Raw genomic sequence first — 26,832 nt, forward strand, 5'->3', positions numbered from 1 at the left:
TGTTTCCTGAAACAATTGCATGCAAAATCCTGAATTAGAACGTATCGCCGAGCTTTTATTGACGCAGGGCTACATCACCGAGCCGTCCGTCACGATGGCTGTGTATTTATCGATGCAGCTTCAAAAACCATTGCTGATTGAAGGTCCGGCAGGAGTAGGCAAAACCGAAATTGCCAAAGTAATGGCACGGGCTATGGATACGGATCTGATTCGGCTGCAATGCTACGAAGGGCTTGATGCATCGCATGCTTTGTATGAATGGAATTATCAGCGGCAGTTGCTCCATCTAAAAATGCTGGAAGTGCTGTCCAAAACGTCCGATCAATCGCTCCCGGCAGAAGATGAATTGTTTAGTGAAAAATTCCTCCTGAAACGCCCACTGCTTCAAGCGATTACCCATCACAAATCTCCCGTTTTGCTGATTGACGAGGTAGATCGGGCGGATGAAGAATTTGAAAGCTATTTGCTGGAAGTACTATCAGACTGGCAAATTACAATTCCAGAAATCGGTACGATTCGAGCCACCCACATTCCGCAGGTGATCGTGACCGGAAACCGTGTGCGGGAGCTATCGGACGCGCTCCGCCGCCGCTGCCTGTACCTTTGGATTGATTATCCTGATTTTGAAAAAGAATTGGCGATTGTTAAAGGGAAAGTCCCTCAACTCAATGAAAAAATTGCCGAACAAATCTGCCGTTTTATGCAGGAATTGCGTCAACTGCGACTCGAAAAAACACCCGGTATTGCCGAAACGATCGACTGGGCTACGGCATTGGCAGCGCTGCATTTTGATTATTTGCCCAAAAAACTAATTGAACAAACGCTGGGCGTTATTCTGAAAGACTGGAAAGATACCCGAACTGCTCAACTTTCTCTGACAGAATTATACGCAAAAATGGGGGTTATTTCCAAGTTGGATGCTCTGTAAAAATCGATAACTTACTATCATTCCACACGATGATCTCACGCCACACGTCCCTTGTTGACAACATCGTGGCTTTCTGCCGCTATTTACGGGCCAATGGTTTTGCAATTGGTCCCGAAGAACAGGCTACGGCCCTGCGTGCAGCCGCGCTGCTTTCTCCCAACAACCGCGCTACTTTTGCCCTGGCTTTGCAGGTAAGTCTCACCCGCACGGTGCAGGAAGTTGAACAGTTTGGACAGCATTTTGAGGCTTACTGGCAGGAATTGGAACATGCCGTAGATAGTAAAATAAAGGAAGATGCGACTAAAAAATCCAAACAAAATGGTAGCTCGCAACCTTCCTTTGACACCTTAAAATCGTGGTTGAGCGGCAATAAAAATACGCAGGAAATCGAAACGGCGACCTACTCTACTGCCGAAACGCTGAGCCAACAGGATTTTTCACTTATCCCGTCGGATCAGCTGAAAGAGCTGGAACAACTCCTCCGCGAAATTGCCCAAACCCTGAGCCGACGACTAAGCCGCCGGCAGGAGCGGGCGTTTCATCGCCGTACGTTTGACCTCCGTCGTACGCTTCGTCACAACCTGCGCCGCGGGGGAGAAATGATGGAGCTTCACTACAAACGCCCTCGCCGCAACCGCACCAAACTGGTGATTTTGGCTGATGTCAGCAAATCCATGGATTTGTACAGCGCTTTTCTGATTCAGTTTATGTATGCTTTTCAGCGGGTATTCCGGCGCATGGAAACCTTCGTTTTTAGTACCGACCTGCACCGGATTACCTCGGATTTAAATCAGCAAAATTATCAGGAAGCCTTACAAAAACTATCTGCCAAACCCTCAGGCTGGTCGGGTGGTACGCGCATCGGGGCGAGCTTTCAAACGTTTGTGGCGGACTACGGTCGTCTGCTCACGAAAGACACCCTTGTGGTGATTCTCAGCGACGGCTGGGACACCGATCAGGGCGAAACTCTGGCCGATGCCATGCAGCAAATTCACCAAAAATCCCGCAAGGTAATTTGGTTAAATCCTTTGGCCGGACGCCCCGGCTATGAGCCGCGCACTGCTGCCATGCAGGCTGCACTACCCGCTATTGACGTATTTGCCTCGGCTCACAATGCCGCAAGCCTGCGCGCGCTGGGAAAGTGGCTGTAAGGGAAACCATAAAAATTTCACCAGAAAATCACAGCACTTTACCTGGAAACTATCCCGGCATCCACATAAAAATTTCGATCAACTTCCAGGGCCGTTGAACCTTTGGTTTTCAGTGCTTTCCAGGCCGTTTCGGGATAAATTATCTGTGGCTTTTTACCAGCCAAGGTAATTTTAACGGGCATATCAAAACCTTCCACGACATTAGCCCAGCGGTAGCGCAGGGTTTTTCCACTCATTGAATATTCCAGTCGGGGAATGCGCACATCGCGCAGGTATTGGTCAAATACCTTTGTGAAATTACGCCCGGCCTGCTGACTGATGTAGTTTTCAATTTCAGAACCCATCACAGTCTTGTGGTAGTACGTTTTGTTCATTCCCCGCAAAATAGACCGCCACTTTTCATCATCGTTCACGATTTGCCGAATGGTGTGCAGCATATTTCCGCCTTTGTAGTACATATCACCTGAGCCTTCCTGATTGACGCCATACACACCCACAATCGGGCTTTTGTTCTGAATCAGTTTACGGGTACCAATCACATAATCTGCTCCGGCTTCTTTGCCAAAATGATACTCGGTATAGAGATTTTCGGAATAGTTGGTAAAACTTTCGTGTACCCACATATCGGCTACATCTTTGTAAGTAATGTTATTGGCAAACCATTCATGCCCGCTTTCATGAATGATTATAAAGTCCCACTTTAAACCCCAGCCGGTATTGGATAAATCGCGCCCGAGATAGCCGTTTTTAAACCCATTGCCGTAGGTAACCGAACTTTGGTGTTCCATGCCGAGGTAAGGAACCTGCACGAGCTTGTAGCCATCTTCGTAAAAAGGATACGGCCCAAACCAGTGTTCAAATGCTTTGAGCATCAGCGGCACCTGCTTAAATTGTTCTTTGGCTTTTTCCAGATCGGCCGGCAGCACGTAGTAGCTCAGGTCAAGTTTGCCTTTTTCACCGTCAAAAGTTTCTTTCCAGCTTACGTAGTCGGCCACGTTCATATTGACCCCATAATTATTGATCGGATTGGCTACAAACCAATGAAACGTACGGCTTCCGTCAGCATGTTCTGTTACGTTACGCAACTGCCCGTTCGATACATTCATGAGGGGTTTTGGTACCCGGATGTTGATCTGCATGCTATCGGGCTCTTCGTACATGTGATCCTTGCAGGGCCACCACACGCTGCTGCCCAATCCCTGACACGATGTTGCAATGAACGGATTGCCTTTGCCGTCTTTTTCCCACTGCACGCCTCCTTCCCAGGGCGGGCGGGTTGCTACTTTGGGTTTTCCGGAATAAAATACCTGCACGAATTCCTGTTTTCCTTTTTCCTGAATTTTTGTCAGCGTGATAAAATACGCATTGCCATCCCGCTGAAATTGAAGCTCCTGTCCGTTTTGAACGACTTTGTCAATCGAGAGCGGTGGCTGCAAATCTATTTGCATTATCTGATGAGGTTTCAACACCGTGTAGTACACCGTGTTGCTTCCCCGCAGGCTACTATCCGCCGGATTTGCGCTGATGTCGAGCTTATACGATGAAAGCCGCCACCAATCCCGCCCCGGCCCTACGCTCCCGCGCAAGGTGTCTTGATGGGTAAAACCTAAATTCTGGCCAAAAGCGACGGCTGAAAAAAGCACAAAAAAAAGACTGAGGAAATACTTTGTCATGAAATTGTCAGGAAGATAAAAATAGCAAAAACGAATCGAATGAATTTTTATTTATTGGGAAAACTACTTTTCCAATACCTCCATAGAGGTTAATTCCGGTCCGCCGCCGCGGTTGGCCGAACCTGCCACTACGTACACTTTACCATTGACTACCACGGCTCCGGTGCCATGCCGACCCTGAAACAGCGATGGGAGTTTTTCCCAGGTTCCGGTTTTGGTATTAAAGCCTTCAACCTCGCTGTGCGCAGGCACTTGTTTGTCGCTTTCACCCCCAATAATGAGTACTTTCTGCCCATAAGCCACGGCCATATTTCCAGCGCGAAGCGTGGGTAAATTATTGGCAGCTTCAAGCGTTGTCCAGGAATTGGTTTTAAAATCATAGACATCAACTTCCGGAATAGTGAGGTTGAGCACCTGCTTGATTCGGGCCGTAGAAAGTCGACCGCCGGCTACATAGAGCTTACTGCCAACCATAGCCACCGACACGTGGTCGCGGGGGCGGGGGGCGTCGGGCAGAGTACGCCAGGTATTGGTTTTGGGGTCGTACTCATCAAACCAGGCCACGTGTCCATCCCAATGCCCATCCTGAATTCCGCAAATAATATAGATTTTATCATTGTACACAAAAGCCCCGGAAGCTCCCCGCAACCGATCTTTGGGAATGGCAGGACCTTCACGCCATTCGTCGCGCTCGGGGTTGTAAATGTACATCACTGGAATTGGGGTTTCGTGCGGATAACTGCCCGTAAATGCCCCAACCACATAGACTTCATCCCGAAACGTAATTGCCTGAAAATGGCTCATTTCCAGCGGCGCCATCGCTTTGGTTGTCCAGGTATCTTTTTTGGGATCGTAGCTATCAATTGGCTTAACACCGCGGCCACCGAGCAAATAAAGCTTGCCTTTGACGGCTGTCAGGGCACTTTCGTGCCGTGCCGTAGGCAGGCTCATGGGCTCAGCCGCCTTCCAGATTTGTGCATTGGCAACAGTAGCAAACGCTCCGGCAAACATCACGTAAGTCAGACACGTTTTGATTAAATATGGCTTCATAGTTCTGCGGTTTTGGGTCATGTATACGAAGTAAACCAAAAAGGAAAGATTTATCTACAATATACCGAATCTTGATCAAAGTCGAGACAATTCTACGGTCTTTGAGTTAGGTTAGTTGTCTCTTCTGTACAAATCGGTAAATAGCTAAACCGGAAACGGTTTTACTGCCGACACCACGTACATCATAGCCCCACCGCCGGAATGGTATTTTCGGGCATTGATAAAGCGTTCAGTTTTTTCACTCAGATGTGCATATTTCCGGACGTAGTACTCGTAAAAATCCAGAGATTCCTGACCCAGCGCTTTGAAATAGTCATATTCGCTAAACTCCTCAGAATTCCAGCGATCGCCCGATTTCCATTGCTGACGAGTCGCTACCTGCTCGGCAGTATCGTACGGCGGATACATGGCAATTGCTTTATCCGAAAGCCGTACGTCAATGGATTCCAGACCGGCCTGCGCCAGCAGCCCCGGCACGAGGTCGCCCAGAGAGTTGTCGCCTTGCCCCAGTTCCTTTTTTCCGCGTTCAAAAAGCAGAGCATATTTTACATGTTCCAGCACGTCATCAACGGGATCGTTGCTAGAAATCGAACTTCGGGTAAGGCTTTGCACAAGATTATTTGGCTCAGCGCACAAAATAATTCCACCCGGACGCAGCACCCGAACCATTTCCGCAATTACCTCCGTAGGCTGCGGCACGTGAATGAGCAGAGTTTGGCACGTAACCAGATCAAACCAATTGTCGGGATAAGGCAGCGTATCGGCGTTGGCTTTTTTTAACTCAAAATCAACCCCTTTTTCTTCAAAGTACGCTCGAAGAGCCGGACTCCCTTTTGCCCACTTGCGGTCGCTGTCTACCCCGCAAACCTGTATGGGAGTATCTTCTGTGGGAGTCAGATAATTGACCAGGAGTTTACTCCAATGGCACTGTCCGCAGCCTACATCAAGCATGCTGTGGCATTGATGCAGGTCGAGCCGCCGGGCCAGCAGGTTCAGGAAACTCTCATTCCACCAAAAATCTCTATAATCGCCAAAAAAATCCTCTGAATGTCCTTTCTTCCTGGTTGCTGCACGGGTTTCCTTCACTAGTTATTCTTTGTTTTTTAGGTTAAAAAATGACATTTGTCGCCGAATGTTTGTAGTTCAAAGATAGAAAAAACGACTTTGAATCCGGCATTGTAGTATATTTTGGTCAAATTTGGCTCTATTGCTTTGGGCAACGGACCCGCGTATTTTTAGACTTTAATTTATTTTTTTCATGAAAAATGTAACACTCAGTATTCTTTTCGTTTTGGTTAGTTTTGTGGCAATGGCACAAAAAAAGGCTGATAAAGAAGAATGGAGGCAATTGTTTAACGGAAAAGACCTTAGCGGCTGGGATCTCAAAATCAGAGGCTATGATCTTAATGAGAATTTTGGCAATACATTTCGGATCGAAGATGGAAAAATCGTGACGCGCTACGATCAGTACGACGAATTCAAACAGCGCTACGGGCACCTCTTCTACAAAGAAGATTTTTCGTACTACCGGGTTGCGGTTGAGTATCGGTTTGTTGGACAACAGCCCAAAGGCGGCGAGGGATGGGCGGAGCGCAATAGCGGAATCATGGTGCATGGCCAATCGGCGGCGTCAATGGGCAAAGATCAGGACTTTCCGATTTCGATTGAAGTGCAGCTTTTGGGCGGTCTTGGAAAAGGAAAACGCACGACCTGCAACCTTTGCACACCCGGCACCAATGTTGTCATGGATGGAAAACTCGTCACGCAGCACTGCATCAACTCTACTTCACAAACCTACGACGGCGATCAGTGGGTGCGAGCAGAAGTGCTGGTGCTTGGCGATTCGCTGATTCAGCATTTTATAAATGGCGACATGGTGCTTGACTACCAGAAGCCGCAGGTGGGCGGAGGTACGGTAAGTGGCTTTGACCCTGCTCAAAAACCCGATGGAAAACTACTGACGTCAGGTTCTATTTCGCTGCAAAGTGAAAGCCATCCGGTCGAATTCCGGAAAGTAGAATTACTGAACCTGAAAGGCTGCATGGACCCCAAAGCGACTAACTTCAAGTCGTATTTTGTGAAAGAAGATAACTCTTTGTGCACCTATAAGGGTAAGAAATAGTACGCTTCGGCTCAATCAACATCGCTCTCTTTATCCCATTTCACGTATTTCCGCCAGTTGTGCTGTTCTTTAAATCCCAGCACTTCACGAATTTTACGATTGGAAAACAGGGCTTCGTGTTCTTCCAATTCGCGCGAAACGGGTACATTAGGGAAGAACGTTTCAGCCAATTCTTTGCTCGGAATAATGGCCCCGTTGTGGTCATTTCCGGCATTGAAAACCTGATAGCCCAGCCCGTCTTTTTTCAAACATAAATCCACGATCTGCCCCAGATCGCGGGCATCAATATAGCAGAAGGCATTTCGGCGGCGCACTTCGGGATTTTTAAAATAATGTGGAAACAGTTCGGTATATTCGTGTGGTTCAATCACATTTCCGATCCGAAGGGCATACATATCAAATCCAGAACGGCGCTGAAAACTTTGCGCCGTTTTTTCATTAATCACCTTCGACAACCCGTAGCTATCCATCGGATCTACGTCATAATCCTCTTCCAGGGGTAAAACTTTGGGATCAGTTGCGCCATCCGAAAAACAGATGCCGTAGGTAGTTTCTGATGAAGCAATGATAATTTTCTTAATGCCAAGTTTGACCGCCGCTTCAATGACATTGTAGGTACCAATGGTATTGACCCGAAATGTTTCGTTATCAGGTTTAATTAAGATTCGGGGAACAGCCGCAAAATGTACCACTGCGTCAAATTTTGGCACACCATTTCCCGCTTCCAATTCATACAAACCCGTATAGGAACTCATGGCATTGAACATCTGTCCTGAATCCGTAATATCGGCAATCAGATTATCCACACCTGCCTGATGCAAAGGTGTAAGGTCAACATTGAGCACTTGATGTCCCTGATGGAGAAGGTATGGAATTACATGTTTGCCTGCTTTTCCTGAGCCACCTGTAAATAGAATTCGCATTTGAATAGTTTGTTATGAATGAATATCCCTGGAATTAGAGCGGCTTCATCTAGGAGTTTACTGATTTTAATTCTGTTTTCTCAAAAAAATAGGTACGTTTTTCTGTCATATCATCGTAGGTATACATGTCCCGGTGGCGGTTTTTCCAGGCATGTTTTATCAAAATAAAATCTCCGAAACAGCCCAGTGTATGCAGCAAAAGCGTAAATATCCAGGCAGTTTTTAGTTCGGGCACCAAAAAAATGAGCAGGATCAGCAGGCTCGTGATCACAACAAAGGGCATGGCAGCAACAAGGGAATTTTCGCGGAGCGTCATCACAAATCGCTGCGCATAGGCATACACCATCATTCCTTTGGTAGAGTAGCCAAAGCCAACTTTTGGCGCGCCAAGCATTTTAAAAACCAGGGCATGAATGCTTTCATGAAGCGGGAGCCAAATGATAAAAAAACACAAAAATGCGATCAGCATTTGCCAGCCGGCTGAAAGCCACACTTCATCTTCTGAGGACGTAAACAGCGCCGTGCCAATAACCCAGCCAAAGGCTGCGCCAGCAAGCGCAAGTACGGCGGTCAGGAGGATCATTCGGGCGGGCTTCTTTTGTTTAGGAACGTCCGATTTAGGTTGCATACCTGCTTCTCGGGCGAGAAACTGAGCCATTTCATCAATAGTAAATGATTCAATCAGACGGTAGGAACCAGATTCGTGCAGGGAGTTGGTCGTAGGGCGAGACATGGTAATAAATATTGGTAAAAATATTTGGACAATTCATTGATTCAGAAACATCTATTTGGAAAAAGTGGTCGTATATACAAGCTGATTTCTTACCTCAGAGATTGTCCATACGTATGCCAGATTTTTCCTACCCCCATACAAACCGTCCTTGCGATTATCTGGCACCGTGTAAACACTATTGCACGGTTTTTAATGCCCATCTATATACCTTTTTTTTGAGCTTTCTGTTATTCCATTCGGCTTATTCTCAGTCGCCTGCTTTTGGTACCACAGCCGAAATGGGCAGCTATCAAAGCAGCTCCAATCAGATTCCATTTTGGCTCCGTGCCAATCAGTGGGGACAAGTACCTATGCAGGCATCGTTTGGCACGGTTCGGCTAGGCATGTACCTGCATGCTGATTCTACCTGCGCTGAACATGAAGAAACGAAGAAAAAATCCACCTTTGGCTGGTCGGCGGGCGCTCAGGTAGTCACAACATTTGGCAGTCAAAATACCTATCTATTGCCCGAAGCCTACCTGAAAGTACGCTGGAAACACCTGCAAATTACTGCCGGTCGCCAAAAGGAAGCGATCGGAATTATGGATACGACCCTGACTTCCGGCTCCTATTCGTGGTCGGGCAATGCGCTGCCGGTTCCAAAAATAAATGTAGGTTTTGCTGACTATGTTCCCATTCATTTTCTACGTGATTTCCTTTCTGTAAAAGGCAATTACGCGCACGGCTGGTTTAAAGAAAACTATATAAAGGGCGTATTTCTCCATCAAAAAACACTACATGCCCGATTTGGAAAACCATCGTCCCGTGTACATGTGCAAGTCGGCATCAATCACCACGTTACCTGGGGCGGGCAGGCCGAGTACCTGGACAACAGCCCGTTGGCAGTTGATGGGAAGCTTACCCGAAATTTTAAAGATTATCTGTGGGGTGTGGTGTTAGCCAATATTCCCCGCGAAAGCCGAACCTCACGCTTCACCCAATTTGACGGCACCAATCGTGTAGGCAATCACGTGGGGCACTATGATTTGGCGATAGACTGGACGACGAAACGAACAAAATTTCTGGTGTATCGGCAGCATCCTTTCGAAGATGGATCGGGCCTTCAAATTCAAAATCTGCCCGATGGGCTGTATGGTTTCAGCGTTCGGCCCCTGCAATCTTCGGGCAAAGTAGTGGCGTGGAAAGGGCTGGTGCTGGAATATCTGCATACCCGAAATCAGTCAGGAAATGATTTTGACCTGACCGGAACACGATTTAAAGGTCTGGACAATTATTTTAATCATGCCCAATATGCACAGGGTTGGTCCTACCGAGACAAAGGTTTGGGTACGCCTTTTCTTCCAACGCGGCTGGAAGTAAGTGATTCCATTCGTACAACGGGGGAGTTTTTTCCTTCCAATAGCGTAATTCTATACCACATTGGCCTGGAAGCACTCTTACTAAACAAAGTACATGTACTGGCAAAAGCCTCGTACAGTCTGCATTTTGGGACAATAAATATTCCTTTTGAACGCAGGATCAGTCAATTCTCTTCGCTTCTTGCGCTTGACATGCCCTTGTCTGCCTTGGGGCACATCAAGCTTAACGGACAGCTTGCCTGGGATAAAGGCGGGCTTTACCCTTCTTCACTGGGTTCGTATTTGGGAATTAGGGCAGAACTTGCTAAAATGAAAAATCGCTAAAAAAATTACTAAAAATACTCTACAACCGAATAATCTCAGCACCAATGGCATTTAGCCGGGTATCGATGTGCTGATAGCCGCGGTCAATCTGTTCAATATTATCAATAATACTCACACCCCGTGCCGACATAGCCGCAATCAGCAGCGCCACACCCGCCCGGATGTCAGGGGAGGTCATGCGAATACCCCGCAACGGTGTATCACGGTTCAGGCCGATGACGGTAGCGCGATGCGGATCACAAAGAATAATCTGTGCGCCCATTTCAATCAGCTTATCCACAAAAAACAAGCGGCTTTCAAACATCTTTTGGTGAATCAGCACCGTTCCCTGCGCCTGAATCGCAGTTACGAGCACAATACTCAGCAAGTCCGGGGTAAAGCCCGGCCAAGGGGCATCGGCTACGGTAAGCGTGGAACCGTCGAGGTAGCTATCAATCCGGTAGTGCTCCTGTGCAGGCACAAAAATATCATCACCCCGTATTTCCAGCTGAATTCCAAGCCGTTTGAATACATCCGGGATAACCCCCAACATCGGCACCTGACAATTCTTGATGGTAATTTCGGACTTAGTCATTGCGGCCAAACCGATAAAACTACCAATTTCGATCATGTCCGGCAGCATTGTATGCTCTGTTCCGCCCAGTTTTTCTACTCCTTCAATCGTAAGCAGGTTGGAGCCTACACCCGAGATTTTGGCACCCATGCGATTAAGCATCAGGCACAGCTGCTGAAGGTAGGGTTCACAGGCGGCATTATAGATCGTGGTAGTGCCTTCGGCCATGACGGCAGCCATAAGCACATTGGCTGTGCCCGTTACGGATGCTTCGTCGAGCAGCATGTAGGTACCTTTCAGATTCTTGGCATCTACGCGGTAAAATCCACCGTCTTCCTGATCATAGCTAAATTCAGCTCCGAGTTTTTCAAAGCCCAAAAAGTGTGTATCGAGCCTGCGGCGACCGATTTTATCGCCTCCTGGACGTGGAATCCGCCCTTTTCTGAACCGTGCCAGCATGGGTCCGAGCAGCATTACGGAGCCCCGAAGCGCAGCGGCCTTTTGCCGGAAGGAATCCGACTCCATGTAGTCAGTATTGACATCGTTGGCTTCAAACCGGATCGACGAATCGTTGAGCATTGTTCGGCGAACGCCCAAATCACCCAAAAGGTCAATCAGCTGATTGACATCCCGAATAGAAGGAATATTATGTATAGTAACCGGCTCGGGGGTCAACAGCACTGCGCAAAGAATCTGCAGCGCTTCGTTTTTTGCACCCTGAGGCACGATTTCTCCTTTGAGGTGGCGACCACCTGTTATTTTAAATGAAGCCATAATTGGAAGCAGTGGCGGAGAGTAATAAACTTACTTTCTACGATTACGATTATTGGGATTATTTGTATTGGAAGAACCGCTGTTTCGGTTCGCATATTTATTGGAATGGCGGGGCCGGTTACTACCGCCCGAGTTACTTACATTTTTGGCTCTTTCGTTATTAAAATTAGTCTGAGCTTTGTAGCCACCTGAAGTATTTCCCCTACTCCTATCCACGTTACTATTCCGGTCTTTGGGCGATGACTCCACGGCTCCGTTTTTACGGATGTAGTCAATTTCTGCTTTCAGTTGTCCCTCCGAAAGCTCTTCGAGATGTTCCAGCAGCAGTACATCCTCGGGGTTGTCGCGATTCCATGCGTTATAAAACGAGCGCATGAGGCGATAGAGGTACGAAACGAACGCAAGACGATCGTCGGGGTCTTCGGTTTCGATGGCTTTTTCAACCAGCAGTTCAATGTTTCGACCGTAGTGGTGATAGTTGAGCTTGTGCTGATTATAGCCCACTTTAAGGGGCTTTTTTCCTAATAACTCTTTGGACGGCGGCGGATATGGACTTTCTACATCCATTTCAAAATCTGACATAATGTACAGATCATCCCACAGTTTGTTGTAGTAGTCCTGATTATCCCGCATGTTTGGGTGAATCTGACGCATCAGTTCCACCAGGATGTGCGCGTAGAGTGTGCGCTTGGCCGGATCTTCCATCGTAGCGATGTGATCGGCCAGTTTTTGTACGTTACTACCGTATTCTTTCAAAGCGTGAAGATTTATTGGATTGACAAAATTAAGAAGTTTTTACCAGAAAAAGATCATGCCGACCGCGGGCATCTTTTCCCAAAGGGTTTTCGTATTTTTGCGGGCTTTTTACAAGAGTAGTACATTTTATTTTTCTCAAAATTCCTGATGCATCCGGTTATCCGATTATATAAAAATGATTTATCAATGACCCTTCGCCTGAGCATTCCGATTGTGATTGCTCAGTTGGGTGTAGTACTCATGGGTGTTACCGACAACCTCATGATTGGTCGGATTTTGGGGGCTATTCCGCTGGGGGCTGCCGGTGTGGCCAACTCACTGACCTTTCTGATCGGGAGTATTGGCATCGGTGGGTTAAGCATTGTCTCGGCCTTTGTTTCGCAGGCCAAAGGCAAAAATGACTATGAAGAAATCAACCGTCTTTATCGGGCCGGGATTCGGGTAGCCTGGTATTTGGGCCTGGGGCTGGGGCTCGTGTGCCTTGTAGCTGTCTGGCAGTTTGACGTTTTTGGTCAAACCGCCGAAGTTACCCGCCTTGCAAAGCCATTTATGTTAATTCTAACGCTTTCAAACATTCCTTTGTTGCTTTTCATTGCCATTCGTCAGCTGTGCGATGGACTTTCACATCCAAAAGTGGCGATGTTTATTACCATGTCTGCATTGCTGCTGAATGCGTTCCTGAACTATTTCCTGATTCACGCAATGGGGCTGACGGGCGCAGCACTAGGTACGTTATTGGCCCGGTGTTTCATGGCCCTGGCCATTTGGATGTACGTACGCAACGACTCCTTTTTCCACCCCTACCTAACCCGCATCAGTCAGGTTTCCCTGAATGATCTGATCGTAAAAATTTTGCGAATAGGGATTCCGGGAGGGTTTCAGTTTTTCTTCGAAATAGCCGCTTTCTCGCTCGCTGTTATTGTGATTGGCTGGCTGGGCGAGCCGCAGTTGGCGGCGCACCAAATCGCCATTAATCTGGCCTCCACTACTTACATGATGGCTACGGGTATTGCAGCTGCGGGAAGTATTCGGGTCGGAATGGCCGTTGGAAAAAGAAGCCTGCCAGCCGTTCAACGGGCAGGAACAGCCGCCTTTCTGCTCGTGACAGCGTTTATGGTGGTATGCTGCATCCTATTTCTTGGTGCCAACGAATGGCTCGTTAGCCTGTATATTCGGGACAATGCCGAGGTGGCTACAATTGCCAGTACGCTCGTTATTGTCGCTGGGTTTTTCCAGCTTTCTGATGGCATTCAGGTCGTAGCACTAGGGGTTTTGCGCGGCATAGCCGATGTCAATGTTCCAACATTCCTTACGCTCATTTCCTATTGGGTGGTAGCACTACCCATTGGTTATGTGCTGGCGTTTCCGTTGGGAATGGATGCCATGGGCGTTTGGGTTGGATTGTTAGCTGGTCTGACCGTGTCGGCAGTTTTACTTACGTACCGTTTTTATACAAAATACCATCGCATTCGGCTGGAAGAAATCGATCCTGAGCAAATTCTACATTGATACTATAAATTTAAAAGAACCTCAAAGGCTTTAAAGAAATAGAGTTTGTACTCAGCTCCAAAAACGAATGAGCACGGGCAAAAGGTTAAATAAAGCATGCTGAATGACGGCCTGTATAAATCCGTAGCGCATGCGTACGTAGCCATTGAACAACCCAAATACCAGCTGCTGAAACGTAATTACGGGCGCAAGAACTACCACTGCCCAGGTGATTTCGCGGACGTTAAATACGTGCATCAATCCAAATAATAGACTGGAAATGTAAAAAATCCATCCAAACTGCTGATTCCATTTTCCGGCGATTTGAGAACCTACATACGGAATTTTGAACAAGGCGTAGGCCGTAAGGCCAACCACTGACGATACAAAAACCATGAGGTAAAAGCCTGGCAGTTGGGCAACTGATAGCAGGCTTGTGTAGGAATAGGTCCCTCCAAACGGAAGCCAGTAAAATGCGACCAACCCCAGAGAAATAGCCGTCTGTACGGGATGAAATCTGAGTCCTAAACGATAAGCGGCTTCTTCCACAAGCGGGGCTATGAGCAGTGCACTTACTACAAAATCGACGGCATCAAAAGAATGATATTGCCGGGCTACTTCGCTTCCGGTAAGATGCCGAATCAGAGGCCGAAACGCATTGATTTCCAGCACAAGACTAATCAGGCGGATAACAAATAACGCAAGAAACAGGTGAAGCGTTTTCTTAAAGGTACTTACCTCAGGTAATTGGGACGAATGAGGTTTTTTTAAGAAATTCCAAAAATCACGCAGAATGATTCTCATGAAGGAGAGCTAAGAACACAGAAAAAAATAACAACGTATTGTATGCAAAAAGCGGTCGCCTGAAAAATTAGCGACCGCTTTTTGAGAAGCATATAATTAAAGCCGTGAAAAATCTTTTGTGATTCCCCCGGCTTTATACTTAATTTTTCTTCTTGGCACCTGCCACGCTTGTCTCTTTGGAAATAGCTACCAAATCAGCCAAAATGCGGCTTGTTTCCGTAATGTAAACATCCTTCTTCTTTTTTGCCGGAGTTACTTCTCCTTCCTCTGCTTCTTCATCTTCCATATCAAGGCTACTCACAGCCGAGCGTTTTTTCTCGGCTTCTTCGCGTTCCTTTTTACGTTTGTCAATTTGCAAAGAAACCGATTTGTCCTCGCGTGCCTTACGGAACGATTCCAGATCTTTGGCCAGTTTTTTCAATTCTTCATCCGACTGCAACCGCTGCGCATATTTATCCCGCAGACGGGCAATAGTTTTATCAGAAATTGCATGGGTAACTTCGTAGCGGGATGACGCAATCTGATCCCAGGGCAGGGCACTTGGCTGTGAACCTTCTCCGTATTCGTTTGCCGCAAAAGCAGTGGGCAATTCCAGATCCGGCATAACTCCGCGCAACTGAGTGCTGCTGCCATTGACACGGTAGAACTTCGCGACGGTCATTTTTACCTGTCCCAGCTCTTCGCTTTCTTTAGGCATCCATTGGTTCAGATCAATGACCGTTTGTACGGTACCTTTGCCATACGACTGTTCGCCTACAATTACGCCACGCTTATAATCCTGAATTGCTGCGGCAAAAATTTCGGAAGCCGAGGCACTAAACCGATTGACCATTACCGCCAAGGGACCGTCATAGGCAATCATCGGGTCAGTATCTGACTGAATTTCAATATCACCCATCGATTCCTTTACCTGCACCACGGGACCTTTCTGAATGAAAAGTCCGGTCAGTGAAATAGCCTCGGTCAAGGAGCCTCCACCGTTGTTGCGCAAGTCAATTACGATACCTTCTACGCCATCTTTTTGGAGCTGCTCCATGAGCGCCTGTACGTCACGCGTAGTGCTGGAAAATTCCTTTTCCCGTTTTTGCGCTCCTTCAAAATCGCGGTAAAACATAGGAATATCTATTACTCCAATTTTCATCTGACGTCCCCCCTGCTCTACCGAAACAATCTCACTTTTGGCACGCGATTCTTCCAGTTTTACTTTTTCCCGAACAATCCGGATTTCACGGGGCGGTGTATTGGGCAGTGCATTGGCAGCAAGTACCTGCAGACGCACCACCGTTCCTTTGGAACCTTTAATAAGCTTTACAGCATCGTCAACAAACCAGCCAACAATGTCTACAAACTTCCCTTCATCACCCTGAGCAACGCCCATGATCCGATCTTCTTTTTTCAGTTGTTTTCCTTTGAAGGCCGGTCCACCGGGAATCACATCCACAATTTTGATGTAATTATCTTCTTCCCGAAGCATAGCTCCAATGCCTTCCAGCGACTGACTCATGTCCTGCTTAAAGCGGTCAGCGGTAGTTGGTCCCATGTAGTTGGTATGTGGATCCAATGATTCGGCAAAGGCATTCATGTACATTTGGAATACCTGCTCAGTACGAATCCGGGCCAGAGCTCGGTCACGATTCTTATAGCGGTCGCGCAACGTGCTGACAATAGCGGTATCGGCTTTTCCGGCCAATTTTAGATCCAGTGCTTCGCTTTTGATGTACTTACGCCAAATGTCATTCAGCTCTTCGCCGCTTTTTGCCCAAGGGGCTTTTTCCCGATCTGTATTCAGGCTTTCGTCCACTGTAAAATCAAAGGGGGCGGGTTTTTGCAGGAGATTTTGGATAAATGCGCTGCGTTCCTGATAGCGTTTTCTGAACACATTGTACATTTCGTACGGCACGTCCAGTTCGCCTTTTGTCAAAAACTCATCAAACGATTCCTTATGTATTTCAAATCGCTCCACATCAGATGCGAGATAATACAGCTTGTTATGATCAATGTCATCAAGGTACTTTTTATAAATCACCACTGACAACGAATCCGTAAGCTTAGTTTTGCGGTAATGATAATTGGACAGGATGCGGGTAACGAGCGCTTCGGCCCGAAACTGCGCCTCCGTGGGCGACAAATCTTCGGACAGACGTCCTTCTTCCACCTCAATACCGGCGGGAAGAACTGCGTCTTTCTGGGGCTCGGGACCTCGCTGCCAACCCAACAAAATGACGGGTATCAGGGTGATCAAGTACTTCTTCATAACTGTTTCTAGTTTAAGATTTCTAACAACTCTACTTCAAAAACAAGCGCAGAGTTTGGGCCGATTGCCGGGCCCGCTGCCCGCTCACCATACGCTAAATTGGAAGGGATATATAATTTCCATTTGGATCCTACGGGCATTAACTGCAAAGCTTCCTGCCAGCCTTTAATAACACCATTTACCGGGAATTCGACCGGTTGGCCACGATCCACAGAACTGTCAAATACCGTTCCGTCAATAAGTGTGCCATGGTAATGTGTCTTTACTTTGGACGAATCGGCAGGTTTTGCACCTTCACCCATTTTTACTACTTCATATTGCAGGCCACTTGCGGTAGTAACAACCCCGGGACGTTTCTTGTTTTCTTCCAAAAACTTCTCCCCCTTTTTTTGATTTTCGGAGGCTTTGGCGGTTGTCTGCTTTTGAAAATACTCGCCAATAGTCTGATTGGCCTGCTCGGGGGTGAGGGGTGTCGGGTTGCCTTTGAGCAGGTCGTTAATTCCCTGCATCAGCAAATTAGTGTTAATATCCGTCAGCCCCTGCGATTTCAGCGAACCTCCTACACTCAGACCAATCGAATAGGCAACCGAGTCGATAGCCGTTTTTAACTGAGGGTTTGAAGGTGAGGAGGTTTGCGTAGAAACCGGAGCTTTCGCGGGCGTTTTGGAGGTTTGTGCTACTACGGAGGTGGTAGTCAGTGCCACGGTTGTTATGGCCGCAGCCATCAATTTTAGGTTACAATACATTCGGTTAAAAAAGAACAGGTAAAGATAAAATTTTGATAAGATGGAGAAAAAACGAAAGTAATCTACTTAAAAACACATTTGATAGGTAAAAAAGTTTGAATTTATGCTATTCCTATAAAAATACGCCCCTGTGGCCCTCCAAGGGGTACCCTTAGAAAAATCTAATTTTAGCCATATAGTTTTTTTTAAATCTCTATCTAATATAAGGAAATAAAACCCTAAATTTGCGGCAGTTTTTAAAAAACTATACTACTACATTCAAATAAGTAACTATATTATGGTATCTGTAAGACCGGACGAGGTTTCAGCCATTCTGCGCGAACAATTGGCGGGCGCAAAAACAGAGGCGGAACTCGAAGAAGTGGGTACGGTGCTTCAGGTCGGTGACGGCGTGGCACGTATTTATGGGCTTTCCAAAGTACAAGCCGGAGAGCTGCTTGTATTCGAAAATGGCCTGAAAGCTCTTGCTCTCAATCTTGAAGAAGACAATGTGGGCGCAGTTTTGCTCGGCGATTTCAGCGAAATCAAAGAGGGAGACACCGTAAAACGCACCAACGAGATTGCATCCATTCAGGTGGGCGATCAAATCGTAGGCCGCGTAGTAAACACATTGGCTGAACCAATCGACGGCTTAGGTCCCATTTTGGGCGAGCTTTTTGAAATGCCCCTCGAACGCAAAGCGCCCGGAGTAATCTTCCGTCAGCCCGTTACGGAGCCCCTTCAAACTGGTATTAAGGCAATCGACGCTATGATTCCGATTGGCCGTGGCCAACGGGAGCTCGTGATTGGTGACCGTCAAACCGGCAAAACTGCGGTTTGTATTGATACCATTATCAACCAAAAAGAATTTTACGATCGCGGCGAGCCCGTGTATTGTATCTATGTAGCCTGCGGACAAAAAGCCTCTACCATTAAGCAGGTAGAAGCCACCCTGCGTCGCTACGGTGCCATGGACTATACCGTAATTGTAGCAGCCGGTGCTTCGGATCCATCCCCGATGCAGTTTTTCTCGCCTTTTACAGGGGCTGCTATTGGTGAATATTTCCGTGATACAGGACGTCCTGCCTTGGTTATTTATGACGACCTTTCCAAGCAAGCCGTTTCGTACCGTGAGGTTTCGCTGCTGTTGCGTCGCCCTCCGGGACGCGAAGCTTATCCGGGAGACGTATTTTATTTGCACAGCCGCTTGCTCGAGCGGGCTGCAAAAATCGTAAATGATGACTCTATTGCCCAAAATATGAACGACCTTCCCCCTTCCCTGAAACACAAGGTAAAAGGTGGCGGATCGCTCACGGCTCTTCCCATTATTGAAACTCAGGCAGGCGACGTTTCGGCTTATATCCCAACCAACGTAATTTCGATTACGGACGGACAAATCTTCCTCGAAACCAACCTGTTTAACTCCGGTATTCGTCCGGCGATCAACGTGGGTATTTCGGTATCCCGCGTGGGTGGTAACGCTCAGATCAAGTCCATGAAGAAAGTGGCCGGTACGCTCAAACTCGATCAGGCGCAGTTCCGCGAATTGGAGGCTTTTGCCAAGTTCGGATCTGACCTTGATGCCGCCACGCAGCTTGCCATTGACCGGGGCCGTCGCAATCAGGAAGTACTTAAGCAGCCACAGTATTCACCTGTATCGGTGGAGCATCAGGTGGCGTTGATTTATGCTTCTACAAAAGGGTTGATTGATAAAGTTCCGGTTGATCGCGTGAAGGAGTTTTCAAACGACTATCTGACTATTCTTTCGGCGCAGTACGGTGATACCCTGAAAGCGCTGCAGGCTGGAAAACTTGATGACAGCGCCACGGGCGTTCTGGAAAAAGTAGCCAAAGAGGTTTCAGCTAAATTCGCATAATCCTATTCATACAACCGGGTGGCCCTGAGGATTTATTCCACTTGTGCCACGCGGTTGTTCATTCAGTCAGTATATGGCAAGCTTAAAAGAAGTACGTAACCGCATCGTATCGGTAAGTTCTACCCAACAAATTACCAAGGCCATGAAAATGGTAGCAGCTGCCAAGCTGCGTCGTGCACAGGACAATATCATTCAGATGCGCCCTTACGCTCAGAAACTTGGTGAAATGTTGGCCACAGTGTCGGCAGGAAGCGAATCCGGCGCTGATAGTCCTTTCAGTAAAGTTCGTCCGGTAGAACGTGTGCTGATGGTTCTTATCACATCCGATCGCGGACTTTGCGGTGCATTCAATACCAACGTGATTAAGGCCGCCGTACAGCATATCGAAACAAACTATCCTGTTTTGGCAAGTCGCGGACAGGTTGAGGTGCTTGCCATTGGCAAGCGCGGGGCCGAGGGCATGGCACGCCGGGGATATAAAGTGAACAGTACGTATCAGGATATTTTTACCCGTCTAAGTTTTGTGGGTGTAAAAGAAGCCGCTGAGATGATCATGAACGCTTATGAAGCCGGGCAGTACGACCGGGTTGATCTTGTGTTTAATGAATTCAAAAATGTAGCGACGCAGATTATCCGCACGGAACAATTTTTACCCATCTCGTCAGAACCCGCCGTTGGGCAGGCCGTTGTGAATACTTCGTATACCTACGAACCAACCGAGGCTGAAATCATAAACGAGTTAATTCCGAAATCGCTTAAAATTAAGCTCTACCGGGGTGTCCTCGAATCGAATGCTTCTGAACACGGTGCCCGTATGACCGCAATGGATAAGGCTACTGAAAACGCTCAGGAGCTTTTGAAAGAACTTAAATTGGTGTACAACCGTACGCGGCAGGCAGCTATCACTAAGGAAATCCTTGAAATTGTGGGTGGCGCAGAAGCGTTGGTGTAAAGAACATTTATTGCAATACTACTAACAAATAAGGCGGGCATATGCCCGCCTTATTTGTTAGTAGCTCTAAAAATATTTCTGTTTTTACGCAAATTGATACCACAATACTACCACTCATACTATATTTGGTCGGTAGTATGGGTATTCAACTCTATCTTTCATTTTATTTTAACCCTCTTTATTCATTCATTAACTTACAATCGTATGCGTATTCAACTAAAAAACAGCCTGTTGAGTGTTCTGGTCCTGGGGCTGATTCTACATGTTTTATCTGCCAAAGCACAAAATGTAGATGAAATTTTCAGCAAGCATATTTCCGCTATGGGAGGCGAAAAATACACAGGCCTCAAAAGCGTAAAAATCGAAGCGACGGCTCAGGTTATGGGAATGGATCTTCCATCAACCACCACAATTATGCAGGGCCGTGGTCTTCGTAGCGAAACTACCGTTCAGGGCATGGCAATTGTGCAGGGAATCGACGGTAATTCAGGCTGGATGATCAACCCAATGACCGGCCAAACCGGCGCCGTAGCGCTTCCCGAAGAACAAGTGAAGATGTCGGCAGGGCAGCTTGATCTCACCGGGCTTTATCAATACAAAGAAAAAGGACATACGGCTGAGTACGTAGGGGAAGAAACCCTCGAAGGAGCAGCTGTTTACGTTGTTAAAGTTACTATGGCAAACGGTGGTATCGCCACGCACTATATCTCAAAGGATACCTATTACATCCTGAAATCTGCGGTAAAGGTATCTGTGCAAGGTCAGGACGTAGAAGTAAAATCCAGTTTCTCGGACTTCAAGCAGGTAGATGGCGTAACGTTTCCATTTTCTTCCGAAATTGAATCTCCTGCCATGCCCGGCGTCATGACGATGCTCGTTAAGTCTGTACAAGTGAATCCCTCCATTGACGAAAGTATTTTTGCAATGCCTAAAAACTAAGAGACATCCATATTATCTATTTTACCGGAAGCCGCTTCATTCAGGAGCGGCTTTTTTGGGTGCCTTCGGCATAGAAGAATTTCCTCACCAACGGTACTATCTCCCCCTAAATCCAGTGAAAATCTATTTGGAACAGTTCTTTACCCACTAGTTATAGAATTATAGAAAATGATGTTTCACTAAACTATAAATACTATGGCACGTAAAAGAGGAGAACCCGCAATACCCGGTTTAGGAAAAGAGCTATTGGAAGCACCCGTATATACATCCTATCCTACGAATACACCCAATTCCACTCCACCCGCCGAAGATCCGGATCTTGTTCGTAAAGAAAAAAAAGAGGAAAAGAAAAAGTAGTTAACTACTTGTAAATCATATCGAAGGATCCGATACTTCTCTGTATTGGATCCTTTCTTTTGAGTTCAGAAAACTTTTTTATCTTAATATCTGTATATACATTAAATGTATTAACACATAAAAACAAACATACAAACATCTCATGGAAGCAACAACAAAAACAACCTGGAACATTGATCCCACTCACTCAGAAATCCAATTCAAAATAAAACACCTGGTTATTTCAACGGTAACGGGCCACTTCCGTCAGTTTGAAGGAACCGTAGAAACCGAAGGCGATGATTTCGCCACGGCTGCCATACGTTTTTCAGCAGACACCGCAAGCGTAGATACCAATCAGGCACAGCGCGATGAGCACTTGCGCTCAGCCGAATTTTTTGATGCTGAAAAATTCCCAAAACTGACGTTTGAATCTACAAGTATCGAAAAAACGGGCGATGATGTTTATACGATTACTGGCGATCTTACGATTAAGGATATTACCAAATCGGTGGTATTGAAAGCTGAGTATGGCGGAAGCATGACAGACTTCTATGGCAATTACAAGTCAGGCTTCGAAGTTTCGGGTAAAATAAACCGGAAAGAATTTGGTTTAACGTGGCATGCAGTGACAGAAGCTGGCGGTATTGTTGCAGGAGATGAAGTAAAGCTTGCTTTGAATGTGCAGATCGCTCGTCCTGCCTAAGCAAATGATTTACCTACGAAAAGAGGTCAATCCGAATGGTTCGGATTGACCTCTTTTCGTACAGACTAGCCGGCAGTCTATTGTTTCAGCATTCCGTATTTGGCAATACAGTATAAAGCCCGGAAACCATCTTTCCAGTTGATTTTTTTACCTTCTTCATAGGTCCGGCCATAATACGAAATTCCGATTTCGTAGATTCGGATGCGGGGAATACGCGATACTTTGGCGGTAACTTCCGGCTCAAAGCCGAAGCGGTTTTCTTTCAGATCCAGGCTTTGTAAAATCCTGGTATCAAACATTTTATAGCACGTTTCCATATCGGTCAAATTCAAATTCGTGCACATATTTGACACAAAGGTCAGAAATTTGTTACCGATCGTATGCCAGAAAAACAAAATGCGATGCGGCTTTCCCCCCATAAACCGGGAACCGTAAACGATGTCTGCAAATCCGTCCAAAATCGGTTTTAGTAAAAGATTAAATTCATTGGGATCATATTCCAAATCAGCATCCTGTACGATACAAACTTCTCCTGTGGCGTGCTGAAAACCCGTGCGCAGGGCAGCACCTTTGCCTCGGTTTACTTCATGTTTAAGATACTTGATTGATAGGCTCCCCTGATGTTTTTGCTGATAAGCCAAAACCTGCGCTTCGGTATCGTCCACGGAGCAATCATTCACTATAATCAACTCTTTTTCAATGGATTGAACTAACTCCACCGCACTAACTTTATCGAGTACGGTAGCAATCGTTCTTCCTTCGTTGTAGGCCGGAATGACGATGGATAATTTGGTAATTCTAGTCATAAAAATGTATAACAAACGAAACGACTCAGGATCAGTAGAGAACAAAAATCCCTTCGGTCAAATAATAGATCAGGTACAACAACGATACCAGAAGTATGGAGCCCACGCCCGTTGCCAGTAAGAAGCCGGATTTTTTTTGAATGGTTTCCAAACCAACGTATAGCAACCAAAGGATCGGGAAAAAAGCCTGCAAAAGCAAGCGTGATTGAAAACACACCCATACGTCGTATTTCAGCCCGGCCATCAGTACCAAAATCAGACTAAGTACAAGCATGGAAATCCAGGCAGCTTCTTCTAATCTCTTGGCAAATAAAGCAGAATTAAGATTTTTAAAGGTAAATAGAAAAGAAAACGAGGAAATCGTTTTCCTGGCAAACCCAAGTAAAATCAAAAGTGTAGGCACCAACCCGGCCATATAAATCAGGCTTCCCATGTACTTGAAGGAGGTTTGGGAACCCAGTTCGAACCCATTGAAAGGCTCCATGTATTTATACCAAAAGGTTGCATAAAACAAAATTGAATATAAATGTTCCAGATAAAAATCCCCTTCAAAAAAAGTAGGATTTAAAAGCAATCGTTTAAAATCAAACAAAAGGAAGCTTTTAATACCAATGTAACTACCAGCAGGCATATATTGAAAGAACTCAATATTGTGCACGATGAATCGTCCTTCGGCCAGATAATTTTCAAAAAATTTGTAAGAACCAACGCTGCAAAAAAGCAGGCAAAAAACAAAAACACGAAAAAATATTCGTCCGAAAGTCAATTCTTTTTTCCATAGTGAAAGCCCAACAACCGCAACCAACGGCGGTGCAAAAGCAAGAAAAGTACCCTTCGTAAGTAACCCTAAGCCTAATAAAATAGCAAGTAGTATCTCCTTTGACTGCGACGGCTTACGGATGTACTGATGCAAATACAGAAAAAGCAGGCTCCCCAAAAAGAACGCCAATGTATCGTTTGAAACGTACAAAGAAAAAGTAACCAACGAATGCAAAAATACAGCAAGCAGAAAAGAAACATTTCTTAAAGCATTGTTTTTAAACAACTTAATACACAATAAATACAATACATAGAGGTTACCTATGGAAAGGATTAAAGAAAAAAGCTGAGTTACTTTTTGGGATGAAAACTCATCCATTAAAAAAAATGGCGCAGCTAACAAATAGTATAAAGGAGGATGCATGGCGCAAAACGCTTCCCGAGAGAGAGGAAGACGTCCTTTTGTAACCAAAAAATTAATAATTTCACCATGTGCATCAACTCCAAATGGAGGTAATGTAACGAATAGGAAAATTCTTAATGCTATTCCCAGCAAGAGGAAATAGTACAGCGTAGAATTTTCCTTGAAAAAGCCAATCAAAAGAAGATAAATTAAATATTCAAATGAAAATGTTATACAATTGGCAAAGTTATAGAATAAATTTCAGAACCGGATTACCGAAAATGTGAAAACACACGCAAGGAAAAAATTAACATACTCCAAAATCCTAAAAAATTTATGTAATTCAAGTTTACATAAAACCAAAAACAAAGTTTCGATTTTTCTTAGTAATATTGAAAGAAAAAAACGCTTACATCATTGATCACTGAAACGCGAGCCTACGCCCGAGCCGGGCTTTTGGGCAATCCCTCGGACGGATTTTATGGAAAAACGATTTCCATTTCGGTCCGGAATTTTGGCACTTCCATCTCGCTGTACGAATCGCCGGAACTTCATATTGAGCCTCAGCCTCAGGACAGTAGTACGTTCAAGAGCATCTATCACCTGCGAGACTCTGTTACGATGCTGGGTTACAACGGCGGGATTCCACTGATTAAAGCCGGGATCAAGAAGTTTACCGACTTTTGTGAAAAGAACAGCATCCGTCTTCCCAATCGAAACTTCACGGTACGGTACCGTTCGTCCATTCCGCGACAGGTCGGAATGTCCGGGTCAAGTGCCATTGTGGTAGCGCTGTTTCGGGCGCTCATGCAGTTTTATAAGGTAGAGATTCCCCTGGAAATTCTGCCGCAACTCGTCATGACTTCCGAAACCGAAGAACTTGGTATCACGGCGGGTTTGCAGGACCGTGTCATTCAATGTTACGAAGGATGCGTTTTTATGGATTTTGACCAAAAATTGATTGAAAATCAGGGACATGGCTACTACGAACGTATACCACCGCACACACTGCCAAAACTTTACGTAGCCTACAATACCAACCTGAGCAAAGTATCAGGGAAGGTACATAGTGATGTACGTGCGCGCTTTGACCGGGGCGAACCCGAAGTAATCCAAACGCTGGGACAAATTGCCAACTGCGCCGCCGAAGGTCATAAAGCGTTGCTTGAAGGAAGAACGGAAGATTTGCATGAGTTAATGAATCAAAACTTTGATCTTCGTTGTCAAATCTATACAGTATCTGAATCCAATAAAGAGCTTGTACAGGCGGCCCGCGACTGCGGTGCGTCAGCCAAATTTGCCGGCTCCGGCGGTACCATCATCGGAACCTACCGCGACGATGATATGCTGAATAAACTCTTTGTAAAATTAAGACAATACAATGCCCGCGTGATCAAGCCATTCGTGGTTTGATTACGGCATATCATGCAAGATTGTTGGGTTATTATACAATTATTTAAACTTCTACGGCATCGGAATTGACGTAATTTATGATTCGATGCCCGCAACTAATGTACCGATATACTTATGATTCGTAAAGCCGTAATACCCGCCGCCGGACTTGGAACGCGCTTTTTGCCAGCCACCAAATCAATGCCCAAAGAAATGCTGCCGATTATCGACATCCCCACCATACAGTACGTGGTGCAGGAAGCTGTCGATTCGGGCATTGAGGATATTTTGATTATTTCGGGCAAAGGCAAGCGTGCCATTGAGGACCATTTTGACCGGAATTTTGAACTCGAAGCTCGTCTCGAAGAAAAGGAAGATCAGGCATGGCATACCGAAATGCGCCGATTGGCCGATATGGCAAACATCCATTTTGTGAGACAAAAAGAGGCCAACGGCCTGGGTGATGCCATTTATTACGCCCGACACCACGTGGGCAACGAGCCCTTTGCGGTTTTGCTTGGCGATACCATCATGGATTCGGTCATCCCCGTGACGCAGCAGCTTATGGATACGTACGAGCAATACGGCGGCTCGGTGATTGCGGTAGAAGAAGTCCCTACCGACAAAGTAGACCGTTACGGAATAGTAGGCGGAACGGCGCTGAGTGACAGCATCCTGGAACTCAGTACACTCATCGAAAAACCAGCTATTGGCTCTGCACCGTCCAATTTGGCCATTGCCGGACGATACATTCTTTCACCCGAAATTTTCCAGGCAATTGAGCAAACACCGAAAGGGAAAGGCGGTGAGATTCAGCTGACCGACTCTATGTTGCTGCTGCTTCGCCGGGAAAATATCTATGCCCACCGCATCGAAGGCAAGCGTCATGATATTGGCAATAAGCTCGACTTCCTGAAAACAACCGTAGAATTTGCTTTGAAGAGAAAAGAATTTGCCGCGCCGTTTCGTAAATTTTTAGAAGAAATTTTGCAGAAATAACCGTCAGCTGTTCCTGAAAACCTTATCCTTTTTCATAGAGAGGCTTGT

At 46.2% G+C, this 26,832-nt stretch carries 24 protein-coding genes; 12 read left to right on the forward strand and 12 right to left on the reverse strand.

Translation table 11 applies throughout. The features are described 5' to 3' along the window. Positions 1 to 19: 19 nt before the first annotated feature. Both EZE20_RS08860 and EZE20_RS08865 read left to right on the forward strand, forming a co-directional pair. Positions 20 to 928 carry an AAA family ATPase gene (locus EZE20_RS08860; RefSeq protein WP_132116670.1) on the forward strand — a complete coding sequence of 303 codons (909 nt, stop codon included), beginning with the start codon at positions 20 to 22 and terminating at the stop codon, positions 926 to 928. A gap of 29 nt (positions 929 to 957) precedes the next feature. Next, positions 958 to 2,079: a vWA domain-containing protein gene (locus EZE20_RS08865; RefSeq protein ID WP_132116672.1), complete on the forward strand. Its 1,122-nt coding sequence runs from the start codon at positions 958 to 960 to the stop codon at positions 2,077 to 2,079. 38 nt (positions 2,080 to 2,117) lie between these two features. On the opposite strand, the gene EZE20_RS08870 is transcribed toward EZE20_RS08865, so the two are convergent. The 3 genes from EZE20_RS08870 to EZE20_RS08880 form a co-directional block, all read right to left on the reverse strand. After that, positions 2,118 to 3,752, reverse strand: coding sequence for a M1 family metallopeptidase (locus EZE20_RS08870; protein ID WP_132116674.1), 1,635 nt, complete (start codon positions 3,750 to 3,752; stop codon positions 2,118 to 2,120). A 63-nt stretch (positions 3,753 to 3,815) separates the two neighbouring features. After that, positions 3,816 to 4,802, reverse strand: coding sequence for a Kelch repeat-containing protein (locus tag EZE20_RS08875; RefSeq protein WP_228713649.1), 987 nt, complete (start codon positions 4,800 to 4,802; stop codon positions 3,816 to 3,818). Positions 4,803 to 4,946: 144 nt separating this feature from the next. Then, a complete protein-coding gene (locus tag EZE20_RS08880; RefSeq protein ID WP_132116676.1) occupies positions 4,947 to 5,888 on the reverse strand; it encodes a class I SAM-dependent methyltransferase in 942 nt (313 codons plus the stop codon). Between the two features lie 172 nt (positions 5,889 to 6,060). Between EZE20_RS08880 and EZE20_RS08885 the strand changes: the two genes are divergently transcribed. Further along, positions 6,061 to 6,924 (forward strand): 3-keto-disaccharide hydrolase, encoded by an 864-nt coding sequence (locus tag EZE20_RS08885; protein WP_132116678.1) that lies wholly within the window; start codon positions 6,061 to 6,063, stop codon positions 6,922 to 6,924. An 11-nt stretch (positions 6,925 to 6,935) separates the two neighbouring features. Here EZE20_RS08885 and EZE20_RS08890 read toward each other — a convergent pair whose 3' ends face one another. Further along, complete coding sequence (locus EZE20_RS08890; protein ID WP_132116680.1) at positions 6,936 to 7,847, reverse strand: NAD-dependent epimerase/dehydratase family protein; 912 nt, start codon at positions 7,845 to 7,847, stop codon at positions 6,936 to 6,938. Positions 7,848 to 7,896: 49 nt separating this feature from the next. After that, positions 7,897 to 8,580, reverse strand: coding sequence for a DUF3267 domain-containing protein (locus tag EZE20_RS08895; protein ID WP_132116682.1), 684 nt, complete (start codon positions 8,578 to 8,580; stop codon positions 7,897 to 7,899). Positions 8,581 to 8,795: 215 nt separating this feature from the next. Here EZE20_RS08895 and EZE20_RS08900 point away from each other — a divergent pair, with 215 nt between their 5' ends. Beyond that, a complete protein-coding gene (locus EZE20_RS08900; RefSeq protein ID WP_165933444.1) occupies positions 8,796 to 10,262 on the forward strand; it encodes a capsule assembly Wzi family protein in 1,467 nt (488 codons plus the stop codon). A gap of 19 nt (positions 10,263 to 10,281) precedes the next feature. On the opposite strand, the gene murA is transcribed toward EZE20_RS08900, so the two are convergent. Next, positions 10,282 to 11,589 carry a UDP-N-acetylglucosamine 1-carboxyvinyltransferase gene (gene murA, locus EZE20_RS08905; protein ID WP_132116686.1) on the reverse strand — a complete coding sequence of 436 codons (1,308 nt, stop codon included), beginning with the start codon at positions 11,587 to 11,589 and terminating at the stop codon, positions 10,282 to 10,284. Positions 11,590 to 11,619: 30 nt separating this feature from the next. Then, on the reverse strand, positions 11,620 to 12,345 hold the full coding sequence (locus tag EZE20_RS08910; RefSeq protein WP_132116688.1) for a DUF4290 domain-containing protein: 726 nt from the start codon (positions 12,343 to 12,345) through the stop codon (positions 11,620 to 11,622). Between the two features lie 186 nt (positions 12,346 to 12,531). Here EZE20_RS08910 and EZE20_RS08915 point away from each other — a divergent pair, with 186 nt between their 5' ends. Beyond that, complete coding sequence (locus EZE20_RS08915; RefSeq protein ID WP_228713651.1) at positions 12,532 to 13,854, forward strand: MATE family efflux transporter; 1,323 nt, start codon at positions 12,532 to 12,534, stop codon at positions 13,852 to 13,854. A 51-nt stretch (positions 13,855 to 13,905) separates the two neighbouring features. Here the strand turns inward: EZE20_RS08915 and EZE20_RS08920 are convergent, their stop codons facing one another. The 3 genes from EZE20_RS08920 to EZE20_RS08930 form a co-directional block, all read right to left on the reverse strand. Further along, a complete protein-coding gene (locus EZE20_RS08920; protein ID WP_132116692.1) occupies positions 13,906 to 14,637 on the reverse strand; it encodes a CPBP family glutamic-type intramembrane protease in 732 nt (243 codons plus the stop codon). A 139-nt stretch (positions 14,638 to 14,776) separates the two neighbouring features. Next, the gene (locus EZE20_RS08925; protein WP_132116694.1) at positions 14,777 to 16,891 is read right to left on the reverse strand and encodes a carboxy terminal-processing peptidase; all 2,115 of its coding nucleotides are present in this window, start codon (positions 16,889 to 16,891) and stop codon (positions 14,777 to 14,779) included. Between the two features lie 8 nt (positions 16,892 to 16,899). After that, a complete protein-coding gene (locus EZE20_RS08930; RefSeq protein ID WP_228713653.1) occupies positions 16,900 to 17,616 on the reverse strand; it encodes an FKBP-type peptidyl-prolyl cis-trans isomerase in 717 nt (238 codons plus the stop codon). A 298-nt stretch (positions 17,617 to 17,914) separates the two neighbouring features. Between EZE20_RS08930 and atpA the strand changes: the two genes are divergently transcribed. From atpA to EZE20_RS08950, 5 genes are all read left to right on the forward strand, one after another. Continuing rightward, positions 17,915 to 19,492 (forward strand): F0F1 ATP synthase subunit alpha, encoded by a 1,578-nt coding sequence (gene atpA, locus EZE20_RS08935; RefSeq protein WP_132116698.1) that lies wholly within the window; start codon positions 17,915 to 17,917, stop codon positions 19,490 to 19,492. A 73-nt stretch (positions 19,493 to 19,565) separates the two neighbouring features. Continuing rightward, positions 19,566 to 20,444: an ATP synthase F1 subunit gamma gene (gene atpG / locus EZE20_RS08940; protein ID WP_132116700.1), complete on the forward strand. Its 879-nt coding sequence runs from the start codon at positions 19,566 to 19,568 to the stop codon at positions 20,442 to 20,444. 204 nt (positions 20,445 to 20,648) lie between these two features. Beyond that, positions 20,649 to 21,383, forward strand: a complete 735-nt coding sequence (locus EZE20_RS08945; protein WP_132116702.1) for an outer membrane lipoprotein-sorting protein — start codon at positions 20,649 to 20,651, stop codon at positions 21,381 to 21,383. Positions 21,384 to 21,578: 195 nt separating this feature from the next. After that, positions 21,579 to 21,740: a hypothetical protein gene (locus EZE20_RS24010; RefSeq protein ID WP_165933445.1), complete on the forward strand. Its 162-nt coding sequence runs from the start codon at positions 21,579 to 21,581 to the stop codon at positions 21,738 to 21,740. Positions 21,741 to 21,882: 142 nt separating this feature from the next. Beyond that, positions 21,883 to 22,425, forward strand: coding sequence for a YceI family protein (locus tag EZE20_RS08950; RefSeq protein WP_132116704.1), 543 nt, complete (start codon positions 21,883 to 21,885; stop codon positions 22,423 to 22,425). 77 nt (positions 22,426 to 22,502) lie between these two features. On the opposite strand, the gene EZE20_RS08955 is transcribed toward EZE20_RS08950, so the two are convergent. Then, positions 22,503 to 23,231, reverse strand: a complete 729-nt coding sequence (locus tag EZE20_RS08955) for a glycosyltransferase family 2 protein (RefSeq protein ID WP_132116706.1) — start codon at positions 23,229 to 23,231, stop codon at positions 22,503 to 22,505. Between the two features lie 31 nt (positions 23,232 to 23,262). Then, on the reverse strand, positions 23,263 to 24,414 hold the full coding sequence (locus EZE20_RS08960) for a glycosyltransferase family 39 protein (RefSeq protein WP_132116708.1): 1,152 nt from the start codon (positions 24,412 to 24,414) through the stop codon (positions 23,263 to 23,265). Positions 24,415 to 24,810: 396 nt separating this feature from the next. Here EZE20_RS08960 and EZE20_RS08965 point away from each other — a divergent pair, with 396 nt between their 5' ends. Then, entirely contained in the window at positions 24,811 to 25,806 is a 996-nt protein-coding gene (locus tag EZE20_RS08965) for a mevalonate kinase family protein (RefSeq protein WP_132116710.1), read from the forward strand. A gap of 114 nt (positions 25,807 to 25,920) precedes the next feature. After that, positions 25,921 to 26,784 carry a UTP--glucose-1-phosphate uridylyltransferase GalU gene (gene galU / locus EZE20_RS08970; RefSeq protein ID WP_132116712.1) on the forward strand — a complete coding sequence of 288 codons (864 nt, stop codon included), beginning with the start codon at positions 25,921 to 25,923 and terminating at the stop codon, positions 26,782 to 26,784. Positions 26,785 to 26,832 lie beyond the last annotated feature (48 nt).

This window comes from Arundinibacter roseus, assembly GCF_004348825.1.
In the GTDB taxonomy this organism is placed as follows: Bacteria; Bacteroidota; Bacteroidia; order Cytophagales; family Spirosomataceae; genus Arundinibacter; species Arundinibacter roseus.

Bases quoted from the DNA above. Each gene is read 5' to 3' on its own strand.
- EZE20_RS08860 (WP_132116670.1), top strand. From the start codon at position 20: ATGCAAAATCCTGAATTAGAACGTATCGCCGAGCTTTTATTGACGCAG.
- EZE20_RS08865 (WP_132116672.1), top strand. From the start codon at position 958: ATGATCTCACGCCACACGTCCCTTGTTGACAACATCGTGGCTTTCTGC.
- EZE20_RS08870 (WP_132116674.1), bottom strand. From the start codon at position 3,752: ATGACAAAGTATTTCCTCAGTCTTTTTTTTGTGCTTTTTTCAGCCGTC.
- EZE20_RS08875 (WP_228713649.1), bottom strand. From the start codon at position 4,802: ATGAAGCCATATTTAATCAAAACGTGTCTGACTTACGTGATGTTTGCC.
- EZE20_RS08885 (WP_132116678.1), top strand. From the start codon at position 6,061: ATGAAAAATGTAACACTCAGTATTCTTTTCGTTTTGGTTAGTTTTGTG.
- EZE20_RS08890 (WP_132116680.1), bottom strand. From the start codon at position 7,847: ATGCGAATTCTATTTACAGGTGGCTCAGGAAAAGCAGGCAAACATGTA.
- EZE20_RS08895 (WP_132116682.1), bottom strand. From the start codon at position 8,580: ATGTCTCGCCCTACGACCAACTCCCTGCACGAATCTGGTTCCTACCGT.
- murA (WP_132116686.1), bottom strand. From the start codon at position 11,589: ATGGCTTCATTTAAAATAACAGGTGGTCGCCACCTCAAAGGAGAAATC.
- EZE20_RS08915 (WP_228713651.1), top strand. From the start codon at position 12,532: ATGACCCTTCGCCTGAGCATTCCGATTGTGATTGCTCAGTTGGGTGTA.
- EZE20_RS08920 (WP_132116692.1), bottom strand. From the start codon at position 14,637: ATGAGAATCATTCTGCGTGATTTTTGGAATTTCTTAAAAAAACCTCAT.
- EZE20_RS08925 (WP_132116694.1), bottom strand. From the start codon at position 16,891: ATGAAGAAGTACTTGATCACCCTGATACCCGTCATTTTGTTGGGTTGG.
- EZE20_RS08930 (WP_228713653.1), bottom strand. From the start codon at position 17,616: ATGGCTGCGGCCATAACAACCGTGGCACTGACTACCACCTCCGTAGTA.
- atpA (WP_132116698.1), top strand. From the start codon at position 17,915: ATGGTATCTGTAAGACCGGACGAGGTTTCAGCCATTCTGCGCGAACAA.
- atpG (WP_132116700.1), top strand. From the start codon at position 19,566: ATGGCAAGCTTAAAAGAAGTACGTAACCGCATCGTATCGGTAAGTTCT.
- EZE20_RS08945 (WP_132116702.1), top strand. From the start codon at position 20,649: ATGCGTATTCAACTAAAAAACAGCCTGTTGAGTGTTCTGGTCCTGGGG.
- EZE20_RS24010 (WP_165933445.1), top strand. From the start codon at position 21,579: ATGGCACGTAAAAGAGGAGAACCCGCAATACCCGGTTTAGGAAAAGAG.
- EZE20_RS08950 (WP_132116704.1), top strand. From the start codon at position 21,883: ATGGAAGCAACAACAAAAACAACCTGGAACATTGATCCCACTCACTCA.
- EZE20_RS08955 (WP_132116706.1), bottom strand. From the start codon at position 23,231: ATGACTAGAATTACCAAATTATCCATCGTCATTCCGGCCTACAACGAA.
- EZE20_RS08960 (WP_132116708.1), bottom strand. From the start codon at position 24,414: ATGCATCCTCCTTTATACTATTTGTTAGCTGCGCCATTTTTTTTAATG.
- galU (WP_132116712.1), top strand. From the start codon at position 25,921: ATGATTCGTAAAGCCGTAATACCCGCCGCCGGACTTGGAACGCGCTTT.